The organism is Haloferax sp. SDI50, from assembly GCF_059802635.1.
This window is the reverse complement of the sequence record NZ_JBPULL010000001.1, coordinates 1844835-1860347: the sequence shown is the minus strand read 5'-3', so window position 1 is coordinate 1860347 and position 15513 is coordinate 1844835. Positions and strand designations below refer to the sequence as shown.

The window sequence follows — 15513 nt, the reverse complement described above, 5'->3', positions numbered from 1 at the left end:
GCGCCCCCGCTTAATCCCTCGCATGCTCGTCGATATCGTGCCTATCGGGGATATTTCTGCGGCCGTCAAGCGGGAGGCATCCGCCGGACTCCGCTCCGTCTACGACTGCGACGTGACCGTGCAATCGAATCAGGCGATACCCGAGGGCGCGTTCGACCGGAGCCGAAACCAGTACCGGGCCGAGCAGTTCATCGAGCTGGCGAGCCGCATCGGGCGCGGCGAGAAGAACATCGGCATCACGGAAAAAGACCTCTACTACCGCCGCCGAAACTACGTCTTCGGCCTCGCGTACCTCAACGGCAACGGCTCCGTCATCTCCACGTACCGTCTCCAAACCTCCAGCGACGGCGGCATCACGAACAAACCCGCCGAAGAGGTGCTGTCCGACCGCGTGCGGAAAGAGGTCGTCCACGAAATCGGCCACACCCTCGGCCTCGAACACTGCGACAACAACAAGTGCGTCATGTCCTTCTCGCCGACGGTCCGAGAGGTCGACGTGAAAGAAGAGAACCTCTGTGGCACTTGCAGTCGGCTCGTCCACTAGCGCCCGAACGCGAGTCCCGCCCGTCTGGTCTCGTTCCGTCTCGACTCACCCTTTTTCTCGTCTCGACACCTGTATTCAGGTATGAACTTCGTCGTTGCAGTAGACGGGTCTGCGGCCGCCGACAGAGCGCTCGACCACGCGCTCGCCATGCTCGAACCGCTGGGTGCGACGGTCACAATCGTCCACGCGGTCGAACCGCAGGTCCTCGTCGAAGGCGGCGAGGAGCCGGTCGCGGGCGTCGCGGGGGCCGGCGACCGTATCGTCGCCGAGAGCCTCGAAGACGCGGAATCGCGCGCCGAACGCGTCCTCAACGCGGCCGCCGAACGCGCCGCCGACGCCGGCGTCGACGCGGCCACGGAACTCCTCTACGGCGACCCCGTCGAGGCGATTCCGGCCTACGCCGACGAGGCGGACGCGGACGGCATCTTCGTCGGCCACCGCGGCCTCTCGAAGCGCTACGAGGGACTGGTCGGCAGCGTCGCCAAGGAACTCGTCGAACGGGCGTCCTGCCCCGTCACCGTCGTCCGCTGAATGCGACGACTCGACGGCAGAAACGGCGGCGGCCAACCCCTTCGGACCGCCCTCGCGCTCTCGCTCGTCACCGGCGAACCGTTCGAGATGACGAACGTCCGCGGGAACCGCTCGACGCCCGGGCTGAAAGCCCAACACGTCGCCTGCGTCTCGGTCGCGGCGGCCGTCTCGAACGCCGCGGTCGACGGCGGCGAGGTCGGCTCCTCGACGCTCCGCTTTTCGCCCGGCGACGTGCGAGCCGACCCGGTCGAGGTCGCCGTCGGCACCGCCGGGAGTGCGACGCTCGTCTGCGAGACGCTCCTCCCGGCGGCCGTCGCCCTCGACGACCCGCTTTCGCTCGCCGTCACCGGCGGCACCGACGTTCGGTGGTCGCCGCCGGCCGACTACCTCCGGTACGCGAAGCGCCCGCTGTGTTCGGCGTTCGGCGTCGAGTTCGGCGTCTCGGTGCCCCGCCGCGGCTTCTACCCGGCCGGCGGCGGCGCGCTTTCGCTCCGCATCGAGCCGGCCGAGCCGACGCCGCTGGCGCTGGACCGCCGCGCGGACCCCGACGAACTCCGGGTCTACTCGGTCGAAAGCGACTCGCTCGCGGACGCCGCGGTGGCCGACCGGCAGGTCGAAGGCGTCCGCGACGCGCTCGCCGAGGCGGGCGTCGAGCTCCCCGTGCACGCCGCGGCCTCGTCGGTCGAAAGCGACTCGCCCGGGTCGGCCGTGGTCGTCGTCGCGCGGGGCGGAGAAGGCGAGAGAGGCGGCGACTGCTCCGCGTCGCTCGTCGCCGGCTTCGACGCCTACGGCGAGCGCGGCACGCCAGCCGAGGCGGTCGGGTCGCGGGCGGCCGCCTCGTTTCTCGACTGGCTCGGCGGCGACGCGCCCGTGGACCGCCACATGGCCGACCAGCTGCTCGTCTGGGTCGCGCTCGCCGGGGGTCGCCTGCGAATTCCCGCCGTCACGGACCACGTGCGGACGAATCTCGACGTGATTCGAGCCTTCGGCTACGACGTGGCGCTCCGGGCGGCCGGAGACGGCGATGGCGGCGCGGGGACGGGGACCGGGGCGGGCGCTGATTCCGGCGCGGGCGCAGTCGTCGAGTCCGACGGCGGCCGGTGACCGGAGGGGCACGTTTTCGGCCGTTTCAGGGCGCGTAAGTCCCGTTCAATTTCGTCTCGGCGACGACGTGTCCCGCGATAGCGCGTTTCAGGTCGGCTTTCGTCGCGCCGGCGTCGAGGTCGAGGGAGGTGTCGAGCGCGTACAACAGGAACCGATAGGTGTGCTCGCCGTCCGGGGGGTTCGGGCCGCCGTAGCCCGGTTCGCCGTAGCTGTTGGTTCCCTCGACCGCGCCCGGCGGCGTCTCGCCCGCCTCGATGGCGTCAGTCTCGGGGTCGATGTTCCAGACCAGCCAGAGGTCCCACACCTCGCCCGCGGGTTTCACCGCGTCGGGGTCGTCCATCACGAGGGCGAGCGAGGCGGTCCCGGGTGGCACGCCGCCGATTCGGAGCGGCGGGCTCTCGTTTTCGGTCGCGTAGCCGTGGGTGCGGGGTATCGGGCTTCCGTCGTCGAACGCCGGGCTCCGGAGGGTGAGCCCGCGGCGGCGCTCGCTCGAATCGCTCGATATCATACCCTCTCGTTGGGCGACCAGCGACAAAATTACTCGTTCGGGAAATCCGACGCGTCAGCGGTTGCGAACGACGCGAACGCCGATTCCGTCGGAGTCGGAGACGACGAGCGACTCGGTCGCGGTGGACCCGTCGGCCGCGTCAGTCGCGTCGCCGTCGCCGGACCCGGGCTCGTCGGACCCGTCCCGTTCGACCTCGTGGCCGGCGCCGACCAGCGACTCGCGGACCGCGTCGAGCGTCGCGGCGTCGGGGACGACGACTTCGAACCATTCGATGCCGCGGCTTTCGCCGGCCGGGGCGCTTCGGGTGTTCCAGCTGTTCAGGCCGACGTGGTGGTGGTACTCGCCGGCGGCGACGAACGCCGCGCCGGGGGAACCCTCGTCGCGGACGCGCATACCGAGCGCGTCGACGTAGAACTCCCGCGACCGGGCCACGTCGGTGGCTTCGAGGTGGACGTGGCCGAGGTCGGTGCCGGCGGGCGCGCGCTCGTCGCCGGCGGCGTCGGCGGCGAGCGCCCCGAGGTCCAACGAGAGCGTGTCCATCGACACCCGGCGGTCGTCGGTCCACGGCCACTCCTCGCGCGGGCGGTCGCGGTAGACTTCGACGCCGTTGCCCTCCGGGTCGCGGAAGTACAGCGCCTCGCTGACGAGGTGGTCGGACGCACCGGAGAGCGTCGCACCCGTGTCGCTGGCGCGGGTTCGAGCGCGGGCGAGCACGTCACCGAGCGCGCCGCGGTCGGGCACGCGAACCGCGAGGTGGAACAGCCCGGCCTCCCGGCGACCGCGCTCGGGGGCGTCGGAGTCCTCGTCGAGGACGACGACGGGCGTCTCGCCGGCCGAGAGCACCGCTCGCGACCCGTCGCGGTCGACCTCGACCGCGAGGCCGACCACGTCGCGGTAGAACGGGACGACGCGGTCGAGCGAGCCGACGCGGAGCGCGACCCGGCCGAGGTGGGTGTCGTCCGTGAGCGAGCCGTCGGATGGGGAATCGTTCGTCATACCTCCGTCTTCGAGCGTGGCCGTGAAAACGTCCGTAGTAACATCGGAGTCACTCGCGGCGCGGCGTGTAACCGGGGCGAGTCGGCGGGAAAAGGAACGAAGCGGACGGAAACGCGGACGGGCGACGGGTCGCTACTCGGCGTAGTAGTACTCGCCGGCGCGCTTCTGCTCGCGGTCGAGTTGCGAGTCCGGCTTGTTGATGCGCGGGCGCTGGGTGCGCTCGTCGCGGCGGAACGTGATGTCGAGGTCCGACAGGAAGTCGTTCATACCGTCGCGCATCTCCTGCGGTTTCGAGGCGTGGCCCTCGATGGACGGCTCGCCGTCGAACACCATCAGGCGGTCCGCGAGCAGGTCCATCATGTAGATGTCGTGGTCGATGACCATCACCGTCGCGTCGTGGTTCTCGGCGTAGCGGCGGATGGCCGAGGTGGCCTGCACGCGCTGTTCCACGTCGAGGTGGGCCGACGGCTCGTCGAGCAGGTAGAGGTCGGCGTCCTGCGAGAGACACGCCGCGATGGCGACGCGCTGGCGCTCGCCGCCCGAGAGGTCGGTGAGATTGCGCTCCATGATGCGGTTGAGCTGGAGCGGGTTCGCGATTTCGGTGTTCCAGTACGACGAACCGAACTGGTCGGTGATAGACGAGAGGAACGCGTCGACCCGCATCGGCTGGTCGATTTCGATGTACTGCGGCTTGTAGGAGATGTCGAGCGCGAAGTCGAGGTCGCCCGCGTCGGGCGTCAGGTCGCCCGTAAACAGCTGTGCGAGCGTGGACTTCCCGATACCGTTCGGACCGACGACGCCGAGCACTTCGCCGTTGTAGATGGTGCCGGATTCGACTTCGAGCGAGAACTCGCCGTCGCCGTAGGACTTGGCGAGGTCGGGGTACTCGACGAGGGGTTCGGCCTTCGTCGTCTCCCGCGGCGCGTGTTCCTCGAAGGTGATGGCCTCCGGGCGGATGCGCATGTTCTCGTTCGAGAGGTAGCCCTTCAGATACTCGTTGATGCCGTTTCGGACCGACTTGGGGTCGGTGATGACACCGTACGCGCCGGGCTCACCGTAGGCGACGTGGAGCGTGTCGGCGAGCAGGTCGAGGATGGCGAGGTCGTGTTCGACCACGAGCACCGCGCGGTCTTCGTCCTCCGCGAGTTCGCGGATGAGCCGCGCGGCGGTGACGCGCTGGCCGATGTCGAGGTACGGCGAAATCTCGTCGAGGAAGTAGAAGTCGCGGTCGCGGGCGAGCGTCGCCGCGAGGGCGACCCGCTGAAGCTCGCCGCCGGAGAGCGTCTCGATGTCGTTGTCGACGACGGGACCGATGTCGAGGCGGTCGATGTAGGAGTCGAGCGCGCCGCGCTCGTCGGTCGCTTCGAGGAGTTCGCGCGCCGTCCCGTCGAACTGCTTGGGAATCTGGTCGACGTACTGCGGCTTGCGCGCGATGGAGACCTCGCCGTCGCGGACCTCCTCGACGTAGTTCTGGAGTTCGGTCCCGCGGAAGCGGTCGAGGACGGCCTCCCACGTCGGGTCGTCGTCGTAGTTGCCGAGGTTGGGGACCATCTCGCCCGCGAGGGCGCGGACGGCCGTGGTCTTCCCGATACCGTTCGGGCCGAGGATGCCCGTGACCGACCCGGACTCGGGGACCGGAAGCCCGTACAGCGAGAAGGCGTTTTCGCCGTAGCGGTGGGTCGGCTCCTCGTCGAGTTCCGACGGGAGGTTGATGATTTCGATTGCATCGAAGGGGCATTTCTCGACGCAGATGCCGCAGGTCTCACCGAGACAGATTTCCTCGGAGATGCGCACCTGGTCGGGGCCGCCCTGCTCGGCGTCCTCGCCGCGGAGCGTGATGCACTCTTTGCCCGTCCGGTTCGGCGGACAGAAGTTCGAGCACTCGTAGCTACAACGGTCCGGGGAACACCGGTCCAAGTCGACGACGGCGATACTATCGTCGGCCATCGTTAGATCTGAACACCCGAAGTCAGCAGGATGGCGAACGTGATGAACCAGAGCGCGAAGGTCATGAACACCACGTAGAGGTAGTCCTTCGCGCCGAACCCGTTGACGTCGACGCCGACGACGCGAAGCACCGGGAACTGGATGAGGACGAGCGCCCCGAGGATACCCACGGCCAACTGATTGGTCGCGGCCTCGGGACTCGTCCCCACCACAGCACCCGAAACCACCGCGGCGGCGATGCCGGCGAGGCAGGCGAGTGTCGTGACCGTCACTCCGCGAATGTGACTGGAGAGTCCGGTCTGCGTTTCCGTGGCCATGTGTTCCCGTGCGATATCCGGCGTCAAAAGCCGTTCGTTCCTCCCGCCGCCCCGCGGATAAAGCGTTGTCGGCCGGTCGCAGGCCAACAAGGTTTATGCTGGTAGCGCGTTTCGATTCGTAACGATGGCTGGAACAGAAGAGGAGAGTCTCGACGACCTCCCACCGAGTGCGAAGCTTGTTTTCAAAGTGCTCGAATACAACGGTCCGCTCACCCAGAAAGGCATCGTCGAAGAGTCGATGCTCTCGGCGCGAACCGTTCGCTACGCGCTCGAACGACTGGAGGGAATCGGTATCGTCGACGAGGACGTCTACTTCGCCGACGCCCGACAGAACCTCTATCAGTTGACCGATCTCGCGCCGCAGCAGGCGCAGGCCAAAGCCGACGGCGGCAAGGAAAAGGCCTGCTGCGCCGAGTAATCAGAACCGCCGCGGAACCACCGCACGCTTCGCAGTCGGTGTCGTAAGAGACCAGTTGCGACGTGTCGACCCGGTCGAACTCCGACCGACGAAAACGACGATTCGGCCGTTCTGTTAGGCCGGAACGACCGTAATCTGCTGTTTTCTGTCGATTGCGTTCTCCAGTTCCTCGGCGATGGCGCTGCCGCGGGAGACCTGAATGTCGCCGCCGCGACCGACCGTCGCCGTGAACAGGTACTCCCCGTCGGCGCGGACCTCGACCGTCTCACCGACGTGGCCGTCCATCCGAACGACGACGTGCCGCGAGGTGACCTCGGGCGTCACGACGACGCCCTCGTCGGTCCCGCCCGCGGAGGCTGACGCGCCGGACTGTCCGCCGGCGTTCGCACCCGCGTGCTGTCCCGACGACGAGGGCTTCTCGTCGTGGGTCCGCACGTCGATATCGATTCCAAGTCGGTCTTCCACGTCTGAGATGCGGCCGCCGCCCTTCCCGATGACGTAGGAGATATCGTCCTCTTCGACGTAGACGACCGCGCGGTTCTGGCCCTGCAAGTCGACGTCGACGTGGCCGCGGGCGATGGAGCGAATCTCCCGTTCGATTTCCTGTTTCGCCAGCCGGGAGACGCCGCTTTCCTTCTCTTCTCCGTCCTCGCCGAGCGGGACGGTGACAACCTGCCGGTTGAACGTGTAAATCTCGTACTTCGGGGTGCCGGTCTCGAAGTCCCGAATCTGGATGACCGGGCGGGCGAGGTCCTCCGCGAAGAGGCCCTCGGGCACCTTCACCTCGGTGCGCACGTCGTACACCGTGTGGACCTCGCCGTCTTCGATGTAGACGACGGTGTCGACGACCTGCGGAATCATGCCGAGTTCGACCCGGCCGACGAGGCGCTGGAGCGCGTCGATGGCGCGGGTGGCGTGGACGACGCCGACCATGCCGACGCCCGCGAGGCGCATGTCCGAGAACACCGAGAAGTCCTCGGTCTTTCTGACCTCGTCGTAGATGGTGTAGTCGGGGCGCACGAGCAACAGCGAGTCGGCCGTCTTCGCCATGTCGCCGCCGAGGGCGGTGTACTGGGTGATGTCGGGACCGACCTGGAGGTCGCGCGGCTTCTCCATCGTCTTGACCGCGTAGTCGCTGTCGTTGAGGAACTCGGCGACCGCCTGCGCGAACGTGGACTTCCCGGCCCCGGGCGACCCGGCGATGAGGACGCCGCGCTGGCGCTCGGAGAGTCGGTCGCGGAGTTCGTCGGCGAACTCGTAGTCGTCGAGTTCGGTCTTGACGATGGGCCGGACGGCGGTGATTTCGATGCCGTCGGCGAACGGCGGACGGGCGACCGCGATGCGGTAGTCGCGGAACTGGACGATGTCCATGCCCGGCTCGGAGAGTTCGACGAAGCCGTCGGTGGCGGCGCGGGCGGAGTTGACGATGTCGTCGGCCCACTCCTTCATCGTCGCCTCGTCGGTCGGCTCGTCGGCGATGGGCTGGTAGTGCATCTCGCCGACCGCGCCGCGTTTGGCCTTCGGCCGGGTGTCGGTCTTGAGGTGGACCGACATCGTCTGGTCGTCGAAGAACCGCTCGATGATGAGCCCGCCGGAGCCGCGGACCGCGGCCTCGACGTACTCGACCGAGACGCCCTTCGCCTTCGCCACTTCAGCCTGCACCACGTCGCTCGTCAGGAGCGTCGCCGACCGCTCGGTGGCGATGTCGCGGATGAGCGCGTCGATGTCGCCCTCGCCGGCACCTTTCGTCTCGCCCGAACTCGGGCGACGGCCGACGTACGTGAGGTCGATGACGCCGTCGTCAGCGAACTCTGCGAGACGCTGGAGCTCCGAAAGGCCCTCCCAGCCCGTGTCACGGCCGTCGTTGGCCTGCGATTCGAGTTCGCTGACGACCGCCTCGGGGACGAGTACGTCGGCACCCTCGTAGGTGCCGTCGTCGACTCGCTCGGACACGCGACCGTCGATGACCGCGCTCGTGTCCGGCACTATCTTCATGCGCGTGAGTTTGGGCGGGTGACGGATAAGGTTGTAGATAAAAGCGGTGACACCGCCGGCGGGGCGTCGGATGGTACCGCGTCCCGCGTTCCGCGCCCCGCGTCCTGCGACCCCGACTCAGTCGTCGCCCGGCGCGACGGCTCGCTCGCCGTCGACCACCTCGAACGACTCGACGAGGTCGTCGAGGTCGGCCGCCTGCGACGACAGCACCTCGGTCTGGTCCGCGAGGTCGCCGATGGACTCGGACTGCTCCTGTGCGGTCTCGACGACGGTTCGCGACTGGCCGGCGGTCTCCTCGGAGATGTTCGCCACGTCGTCGACGCGGGCGGCGATGTCCGCCGCCGACTCGGCCTGCTGGTCGGTCGCGGCGCTCACCTCGGCCACGCTGGCGTCGATATCCGTCACCATGTCCACGATGGTCTCGAACTCGCTGATGGCCTCCGTGACCGTCTCCAGACTGTCGGCGACCTGCCGGTTCATCTCCCGCACGTCCGCGAGCGTCTCCTCGGAGTGCTCGGTGATGTCTGCGATGAGGCCCGAGACCTCGTCGGCGGAGTCGCGGGTCTCCTCGGCGAGCGACTTGACCTCCTGTGCGACGACGCCGAAGCCGTCGCCGGCCTCGCCCGCGTGGGCGGCCTCGATAGCCGCGTTGATGGCGAGCAGGTCGGTCTGCGAGCCGACGTGGTCGATGAACGCCGCGATTTCGTCTATCTCCTCGATGCTCTCGGTGAGTTCCGCGACGGCGTCGGCGGTGCGGTCGATGCGGGCCTCCACGGTGTCTAACTCCTCCATCGCCTCGGTCGCGGCGGCGCGGCCGACCTCGCCGCGCTCGGAGGCCGTCTCGGCCGTGGTGGCGACCTCGTCGGCGGAGGCGGCTATCTCCTCGACGGTCGCGGAGAGCGTGTTGAGTTCGTCGGAGACCGTCTGGAGGTGTTCGGTCTGCGTCCCCGCGCCGTCGGAGATTTCGGTGACCGAGGCGGCGACTTCCTCGCTGGCGGCGTCGGCTCGGCGGACGTGCTCGCGGGCGGTCGAACTCATCTCCGACACCTCCTGTGCGAACGACTGCACCTCCCCGATGGTCGACGAGAGGGTGTGGACGAGGTCGTTGTAGGTCGCCGCGACCTCCTCGTATCGCTCGTCGTCGACGCCCCAGTCGTCGATGTCGATGGTGGCGGTGAGGTCGCCCGCCTGCGCCCGCGAGGTCGCCTCAGCGAACGCCTCCACGAGGTGCTGGAGGTTGCGCGTGTAGTCCGCGAGGTCGCGCTGCATCCGGTCGAGCGCGTCACCGAACTCGCCCGGTAAGTCCTCGTCGAGCGCCGGGTCGTCGAACCGCTGGTCAGCAAGCGCGCCCGCCTGCGAGGCGACGACGCAGAGGTGGTCGTGCATCGCGCCGAAGTCGTCGGCGAGGCGAGCCACCTCGTCGGTGCCGCTCACGTCCGGGGGGCGGACCGACAGGTCGCCCGCCGCGACGCCCGCGGCCGCCGACGAGATGGACTCGATTGGCGAGACGATGTCTTTTCGCGTGATGATAATCGTGTTGACGAACGCGAGGCCGGCACCGAACAGGAGGAGCGCCGAGAGTTCGAGTCGGAGCGCGCCGGTCGCGACCCACGGAAGCGCGGCCTGCGCGATCGAGACCGCGAACTGGATGGCGACGGCGGCGACGACCTTTCTCTCGACCGAACCCGAGATGCCGAGCGCGTCCATGCTTCCCCAGAGCAACCGTTCGTACGTCGAGACGAGTCGCATACTCCGACGTGTGGGGTATACGTCATAAGCCGGACCGGGTATTCTCGGAATTTGATAACGGTCCCCCGCGGGGCGGCGCGAGGGAGTGCCCGACCGCAGTCGCGACGGGTCCGCGGCGGGACCCGGACGCACACGCTTTTGGAGCGACCCGCCAACGGGCCGGCATGGACGAACTCCGCGACCTCACGGAGACGCTCGTGTCGGTGCCGAGCCACGAGGACGAGACCGCCGCCGGCGACGCCATCGAATCGTGGCTCCGCGAGGAGACCGACGCCGACGTGACCAGAGACGACGCGGGGAACATCGTCGCCCGCGTCAACCCCGGCGCCGGCGAGTCGCTCGCGCTCGTCGGCCACCACGACGTGGTTCCGCCGGCCGACCGGCAGACCACGGACGACGGCGACTACGTGGTCGAGACCCGCGACGGCCGCCTCTACGGCCGCGGCGCGGCGGACATGAAAGGAGCCGTCGCCGCGTCGATGCTCGCTTTCCGCGACGCCGCCGCCGACGCCGATTCGGAGGTCGTCTTCGCCTCGTTCGTCGGTGAGGAACTCGGCGGGGAGGGCGTCCGTGCGGCCCTCGACGACGGCTTCGAACTCGACTACGCCGTCGTCGCCGAGGGCTCGACGAACTACACCGGCCCGGACCGGACGGACGTGGTCGTCGCCCATCGGGGCCGCCGGGCGAGTACCCTCGTCGCGTCCGGGACCGCCTGCCACGCCAGCGAACCCGAGCGCGGCGAGAACGCCGTCTACCGCGCGACCGACGCCGTGGACGTGGTCCGCGGCCTCTCCGTGCCGGACGCCGAGGTCCTCGGCCACCCCGTCTCGGGGAGCATCGCCGTCACCGAAATCGACGGCGGGAGCGCGTGGAACGTCATCCCCGACCGCTGCGAGGTGACCATCGACGAGCGGACCGTCCCCGGCGGCTTTGCTGACCTCGCGCTGGCGGCGGAAATCGAGGGCGTCGAGCGGGTCGTCGAACAGGACCTCCCGCCGATGGCGTGCGACGACGCCGAGTTCGCTGACCGCGTCCTCGACGCCGCTCGGACGGTCCACGAGGCCCGCGGCGACGCGACCCCCGAACAGACGACGAAACCCCACGCGACCGACGCCGGATGGCTGGCGCAGGCAGGTACGACTTGCGTCGTCTACGGCCCCTCGGAACCCGGCGAGGCGCACACGAAAGACGAGAGTGTGGCGCTCGACGTGCTGGCGCGGTGTTACGAGACGTATCGCGCGCTCGTTGAAGACTGGTGAGAGCCACCGACTCCGCCCGCGACGACACCTGAACACTCCACTCGCAACGATACCTGAACACTCCATCCGCGACGACGCCCGAGACACCACCGGGCGGGACTGAAAGGGGCCGCGAGCGAGGGCGAACCCCGGCGGCGTGAGCACCGCAGGCCGGCGGCCGAGGAGCGCGCGTCGCCGCGGGAGTCGTCGCTCGCGGGGGCTTTCGCGGTGGTATCGACCGCGGCCGTTACGTCGGGGGCGATTGCGGTATCCCCGGGGACGGAGCGGCAAGCGACAACCGCGTATCAAAAGCCCACCACGGATACCCACCTCCTGCGATTTAATACGCCTCCGAGACCACCGTTCGTACCATGGCACAGTCCTCCGCGGAATCCGACTCGGAGTCGGCGTACGACCGACTCCTCACGAAGTACAAGCGAATCGCCAACGTCGAGAACGCCGGCGGCATCCTCTCGTGGGACCAGCAGGTCATGATGCCCGACGAGGGGACGCCCGCGCGCTCCCAGCAGATGTCCGCGCTCTCCGCCTTGAGCCACGAACTCCTGACCGACGACGAGTTCGGGGACCTCCTCGACGCGGCCGAGGCCGACGATCCGACCGACGAGCAGGCCGACGTGCTGCGCGAACTCCGCCGCGACTACGAGCGGGCGGCCCGCGTGCCGAACGACCTCGTCGAGCAGATTTCGGCGGCGTCGTCGGAGGCCATCCCGGCGTGGAAGCAGGCGAAAGCCGAAGACGACTTCGAGAAATTCGCGCCACATCTGGAGAAACACGTCGAACTGAAGCGGCAGTACGCCGAGCACATCGACCCCGACCGCGACCCCTACGAGGTGCTGTTCGAGGACTACGAGCCGTGTCTCCCGCTCGAACAGGCCGAGGAGATTCTCGCCGAGGTGCGCGAGGTGCTCGTCCCGATGATAGAGGACATCCGCGAGTCCGACACGGACCTCGCGGTGGACGCCTTCGAGGGCGAGTTCCCCGAGGACGACCAGGAGGAACTCGTCCGCGACGCGCTCACGACGCTCGGCTACCCGTGGGAGCGCGGCCGCCTCGACACCGCCCCGCACCCGTTCTCGTCGGGGACGCAGTTCGACGCCCGCGTGACGACCCGCTACGACGAGTCAGACGTGCTCGGGTCGCTGTTTTCGACCGTCCACGAGTTCGGCCACGCGCTGTACACGCTCGGCCTGCCCGACGAGCACTACGCGACCCCGCTCGGTGAGGACCGCAACCTCTCGGTCCACGAGTCGCAGTCGCGGCTCTGGGAGAACCACGTCGGGCGCTCGCGGGCCTTCTGGCGGCACTTCCTGCCCACGCTCGAAGACCGGTTCCCCGAGGTCGACGCGACGGTCGAGGAGGCCTACGAGGCGGCCAATCAGGTGTACGACGACAACCTCATCCGCGTCGAGGCGGACGAACTGACCTACCACCTCCACATCGTCATCCGGTTCGAACTCGAACGCGACCTCATCGCCGGCGACCTCGCCGTCGAGGACGTGCCGGAGGCGTGGAACGACAAGTACGAGGAGTATCTCGGCATCCGCCCGGACACCGACTCCGAGGGCTGTCTGCAGGACATCCACTGGGCGTACGGGAACTTCGGCTACTTCCCGACGTACTCGCTCGGCTCCATCATGGCCGCCCAACTGTTTTCGGCCGCAGAGGAGGAAATCGACGACCTCGACGGGAAACTGACCGACGGCGAGTTCGACGACCTCCGGGAGTGGCTCCGGGAGAACGTCCACCGCCACGGCCGGCGCTACGAGACGAACGACCTCGTGAAGCGAGCCACCGGCGAGGCGTTCGCCGCCGACGACTTCCTCGACTACGTCGAGTCGAAATACGGCGCGCTGTACGACCTGTAAGCGAGCGGAACAGTCCGCCGCAGTCGCCCGATTTTCGACGACTCGGAGTCGTCGTAGGAACTAAATAGGGGTATGCCATATCATACCATGTATGGCCTCAGCACCCAGTGACGACTTGTTCGACCAGTTCTTGACCGACCGCGGTCACGAGACAGAACCGGCACGCTGGGACCGATCCTATAACAAGTTGCAGTGCCCCGACTGCGGGGCCCTGCACGACATGGGCGCGGCGACCTGCTCCGTCTGCGGGTGGGTGCCGGAGGCCTGACGCGTCCGAACTGACCACGCCACGAGCACCTGTTCTCGACGGTTTCTCACCCGTTCGGTGAGCCGTCCGCGAACGCCCGGCGAGTACGCTACTCCGGGCGCGTTCGCCCTCGTCCGAAGCACGTCGCTTATCACCGATAAGACCGTGAACGTGCACAATGAGCGAATCCGACGTGACCGTCACCCGGCTGTTCGGCGGCCCGGGAAGCGGGAAGACCACGGCCTTGCTCGACAAGGTCGAGGAGATTCTCGAACAAGACGGCGTCACCATCCGCGACATTCTCGTTGTCTCTTACACCCGAGCCGCGGCGGCCGAGGTCCGCGACCGGCTCGCGGAGCGACTCGACATCAACCCCCGGTCGCTGAAGGGGAACGTCTCGACGATGCACGCGAAGGCGTACGAACTCTTGAGCCTCTCGCGGAACGACGTGGTCGGCGAGAGCGACAAACAGGAGTTCTGCGAGGAGTACGGCATCGAGTTCGAAGACGAGTACGGCGGTGCGGGCCGCCGGACCGCCCGCTCGACCACCATCGGCAACAAGGTCATCGCCACGAGCCAGTGGCTCCAGCGCACCCGCCGCGACGTGTCCGACTGGTACGACGTGCCGTTCCAGTGGAACGTCGAGGAGGTCCGCCTCCCGCCGGAAGTCGACCCGAACGCCCAAGAGGGCAACAAGTACACCCCGACGTGGCCCTCCGACGACGACCGCATCGACATCCCCGAGGCCATCCGCGCGTGGCGCGCCTACAAGGGCGAACACGGGCTGGTCGGATTCGCTGACATGCTCGAACGCGTCAAGCAGCGCGCGCTCGTCCCCAACGTCGACTACCTCGTCATCGACGAGTTCCAGGACATCACGACCCTCCAGTACGACGTGTACGAGGAGTGGAAGCCCCACATGCGGGGCGTTCTCATCGCCGGCGACGACGACCAGGTCGTCTACGCGTGGCAGGGCGCGGACCCGAACCTCCTTCTCGACGCCGAACGCGACAACGACGAGATTCTGCCGAACTCCTACCGCCTCCCGTCGAACGTCCTCAACGTCGTCAACCGAGAGATTCGCCACATCGACAAGCGACAGGAGAAGGACCTCAAGCCCCGCAAGGAGGGCGGCGCGGTCGAGGCCGTCGAGAGCCCGTCGATGCTCGAACTCGCCCGGAACGTCCGCTACACCGTCGAGAAAGACGAGGGCACCGTGATGGTGCTGTTCCGCGCGCGCTACCAGATGTTCCAGTTCATCGACGAGTTCCTCCCGTCGGGCATCCCCTTCTCGACGCTGACCGACCAGCGCATGTGGACCGACCGGCTCACGCAGTACGTCCGCGCGGTCGAGGCGCTCGACGCCGAAGAGCCCGTCAACGGCTTGGAGGCCCGCCGCCTCGCGGACATGCTCCAGGACTCCGCGTTCGGCACGAACGACCGCGACGACCTCTTCGACGCTATCGACGACAGACAGGAGGAAGTCGGCGTCGACGACATCACGAACATCGAGTTCACGCCGAAGGAAATCAAGAACTTCGCGCCCTTTGCCCCCGACAGTTCGTCCGCGAGCGACATGGTCCGCAAGGTGACGAGCTTCCAGCGCAAGTCAGTCAACGCGTACTTCGGCGGCGGCTACGAGGAGATGGACCCCAGTCGCGTCCGCGTCGGCACCATCCACTCCGCGAAGGGTCGCGAGGCCGACCACGTGTTCATGGCGACCGACCTGACCGAGAAGGTGGTCGAGCAGATGGCGGCGTCCGTCTCCGACGAGGAGCTCGAAGCCCGCGGCATCGAGGAGTTCACCGCGACGACGAGCCCCGTCCCGCTCATCACCGACAACGAGCGCCGCGTCTTCTACGTCGGGATGTCCCGCGCCCGCGAGCGCCTCATCGTCCTCGAAAACCTCGTCACCGGCGCGCCGACGCTCCCCATCAGCGTCCTGCTCCACAACGAGATTCGCGAGGACCCCGCGCAGGAACTCGTCGACGACGCGCAGGAACTGCCCGCGCCCGAACCCGAGGCGTAACGTC

General features: G+C 68.1%; 14 protein-coding genes. 8 read left to right on the top strand and 6 right to left on the bottom strand.

The features are described from left to right. Nucleotides 1-22 precede the first annotated feature (22 nt). From ACSR87_RS09720 to rtcA, 3 genes are all read left to right on the top strand, one after another. Nucleotides 23-544: an archaemetzincin family Zn-dependent metalloprotease gene (locus tag ACSR87_RS09720; RefSeq protein WP_004065304.1), complete on the top strand. Its 522-nt coding sequence runs from the start codon at nucleotides 23-25 to the stop codon at nucleotides 542-544. 81 nt (nucleotides 545-625) lie between these two features. Then, nucleotides 626-1075, top strand: coding sequence for a universal stress protein (locus tag ACSR87_RS09715; RefSeq protein ID WP_498530325.1), 450 nt, complete (start codon nucleotides 626-628; stop codon nucleotides 1073-1075). Beyond that, the gene (gene rtcA / locus ACSR87_RS09710; protein WP_498530324.1) at nucleotides 1076-2179 is read left to right on the top strand and encodes an RNA 3'-terminal phosphate cyclase; all 1104 of its coding nucleotides are present in this window, start codon (nucleotides 1076-1078) and stop codon (nucleotides 2177-2179) included. Nucleotides 2180-2204: 25 nt separating this feature from the next. Here the strand turns inward: rtcA and ACSR87_RS09705 are convergent, their stop codons facing one another. The 4 genes from ACSR87_RS09705 to ACSR87_RS09690 form a co-directional block, all read right to left on the bottom strand. Next, the gene (locus ACSR87_RS09705; protein ID WP_498530323.1) at nucleotides 2205-2687 is read right to left on the bottom strand and encodes a YbhB/YbcL family Raf kinase inhibitor-like protein; all 483 of its coding nucleotides are present in this window, start codon (nucleotides 2685-2687) and stop codon (nucleotides 2205-2207) included. A 54-nt stretch (nucleotides 2688-2741) separates the two neighbouring features. Continuing rightward, nucleotides 2742-3683, bottom strand: a complete 942-nt coding sequence (locus ACSR87_RS09700) for a VOC family protein (protein ID WP_498530322.1) — start codon at nucleotides 3681-3683, stop codon at nucleotides 2742-2744. 132 nt (nucleotides 3684-3815) lie between these two features. Continuing rightward, entirely contained in the window at nucleotides 3816-5630 is a 1815-nt protein-coding gene (locus tag ACSR87_RS09695) for a ribosome biogenesis/translation initiation ATPase RLI (protein ID WP_498530321.1), read from the bottom strand. Nucleotides 5631-5632: 2 nt separating this feature from the next. Further along, on the bottom strand, nucleotides 5633-5947 hold the full coding sequence (locus tag ACSR87_RS09690) for an EMC6-like membrane protein (RefSeq protein WP_498530320.1): 315 nt from the start codon (nucleotides 5945-5947) through the stop codon (nucleotides 5633-5635). A 124-nt stretch (nucleotides 5948-6071) separates the two neighbouring features. Between ACSR87_RS09690 and ACSR87_RS09685 the strand changes: the two genes are divergently transcribed. Continuing rightward, nucleotides 6072-6365 (top strand): MarR family transcriptional regulator, encoded by a 294-nt coding sequence (locus ACSR87_RS09685; protein ID WP_004044502.1) that lies wholly within the window; start codon nucleotides 6072-6074, stop codon nucleotides 6363-6365. A 114-nt stretch (nucleotides 6366-6479) separates the two neighbouring features. On the opposite strand, the gene ACSR87_RS09680 is transcribed toward ACSR87_RS09685, so the two are convergent. Together ACSR87_RS09680 and ACSR87_RS09675 are read right to left on the bottom strand one after the other, a co-directional pair. Beyond that, nucleotides 6480-8360 (bottom strand): PINc/VapC family ATPase, encoded by a 1881-nt coding sequence (locus ACSR87_RS09680; RefSeq protein WP_008577095.1) that lies wholly within the window; start codon nucleotides 8358-8360, stop codon nucleotides 6480-6482. A 117-nt stretch (nucleotides 8361-8477) separates the two neighbouring features. Continuing rightward, on the bottom strand, nucleotides 8478-10109 hold the full coding sequence (locus ACSR87_RS09675) for a methyl-accepting chemotaxis protein (RefSeq protein ID WP_498530319.1): 1632 nt from the start codon (nucleotides 10107-10109) through the stop codon (nucleotides 8478-8480). A 164-nt stretch (nucleotides 10110-10273) separates the two neighbouring features. Here ACSR87_RS09675 and ACSR87_RS09670 point away from each other — a divergent pair, with 164 nt between their 5' ends. The 4 genes from ACSR87_RS09670 to ACSR87_RS09655 all read left to right on the top strand — a co-directional run bounded on the left by ACSR87_RS09670 (nucleotide 10274) and on the right by ACSR87_RS09655 (nucleotide 15509). After that, a complete protein-coding gene (locus tag ACSR87_RS09670) occupies nucleotides 10274-11368 on the top strand; it encodes a M20 family metallopeptidase (RefSeq protein ID WP_498530318.1) in 1095 nt (364 codons plus the stop codon). A 350-nt stretch (nucleotides 11369-11718) separates the two neighbouring features. Beyond that, nucleotides 11719-13233: a carboxypeptidase M32 gene (locus ACSR87_RS09665; RefSeq protein ID WP_008577089.1), complete on the top strand. Its 1515-nt coding sequence runs from the start codon at nucleotides 11719-11721 to the stop codon at nucleotides 13231-13233. Nucleotides 13234-13324: 91 nt separating this feature from the next. Then, nucleotides 13325-13501: an HVO_0416 family zinc finger protein gene (locus ACSR87_RS09660; protein WP_004044508.1), complete on the top strand. Its 177-nt coding sequence runs from the start codon at nucleotides 13325-13327 to the stop codon at nucleotides 13499-13501. Nucleotides 13502-13658: 157 nt separating this feature from the next. Continuing rightward, nucleotides 13659-15509 carry a UvrD-helicase domain-containing protein gene (locus ACSR87_RS09655; protein WP_008577086.1) on the top strand — a complete coding sequence of 617 codons (1851 nt, stop codon included), beginning with the start codon at nucleotides 13659-13661 and terminating at the stop codon, nucleotides 15507-15509. Nucleotides 15510-15513: the final 4 nt, after the last annotated feature.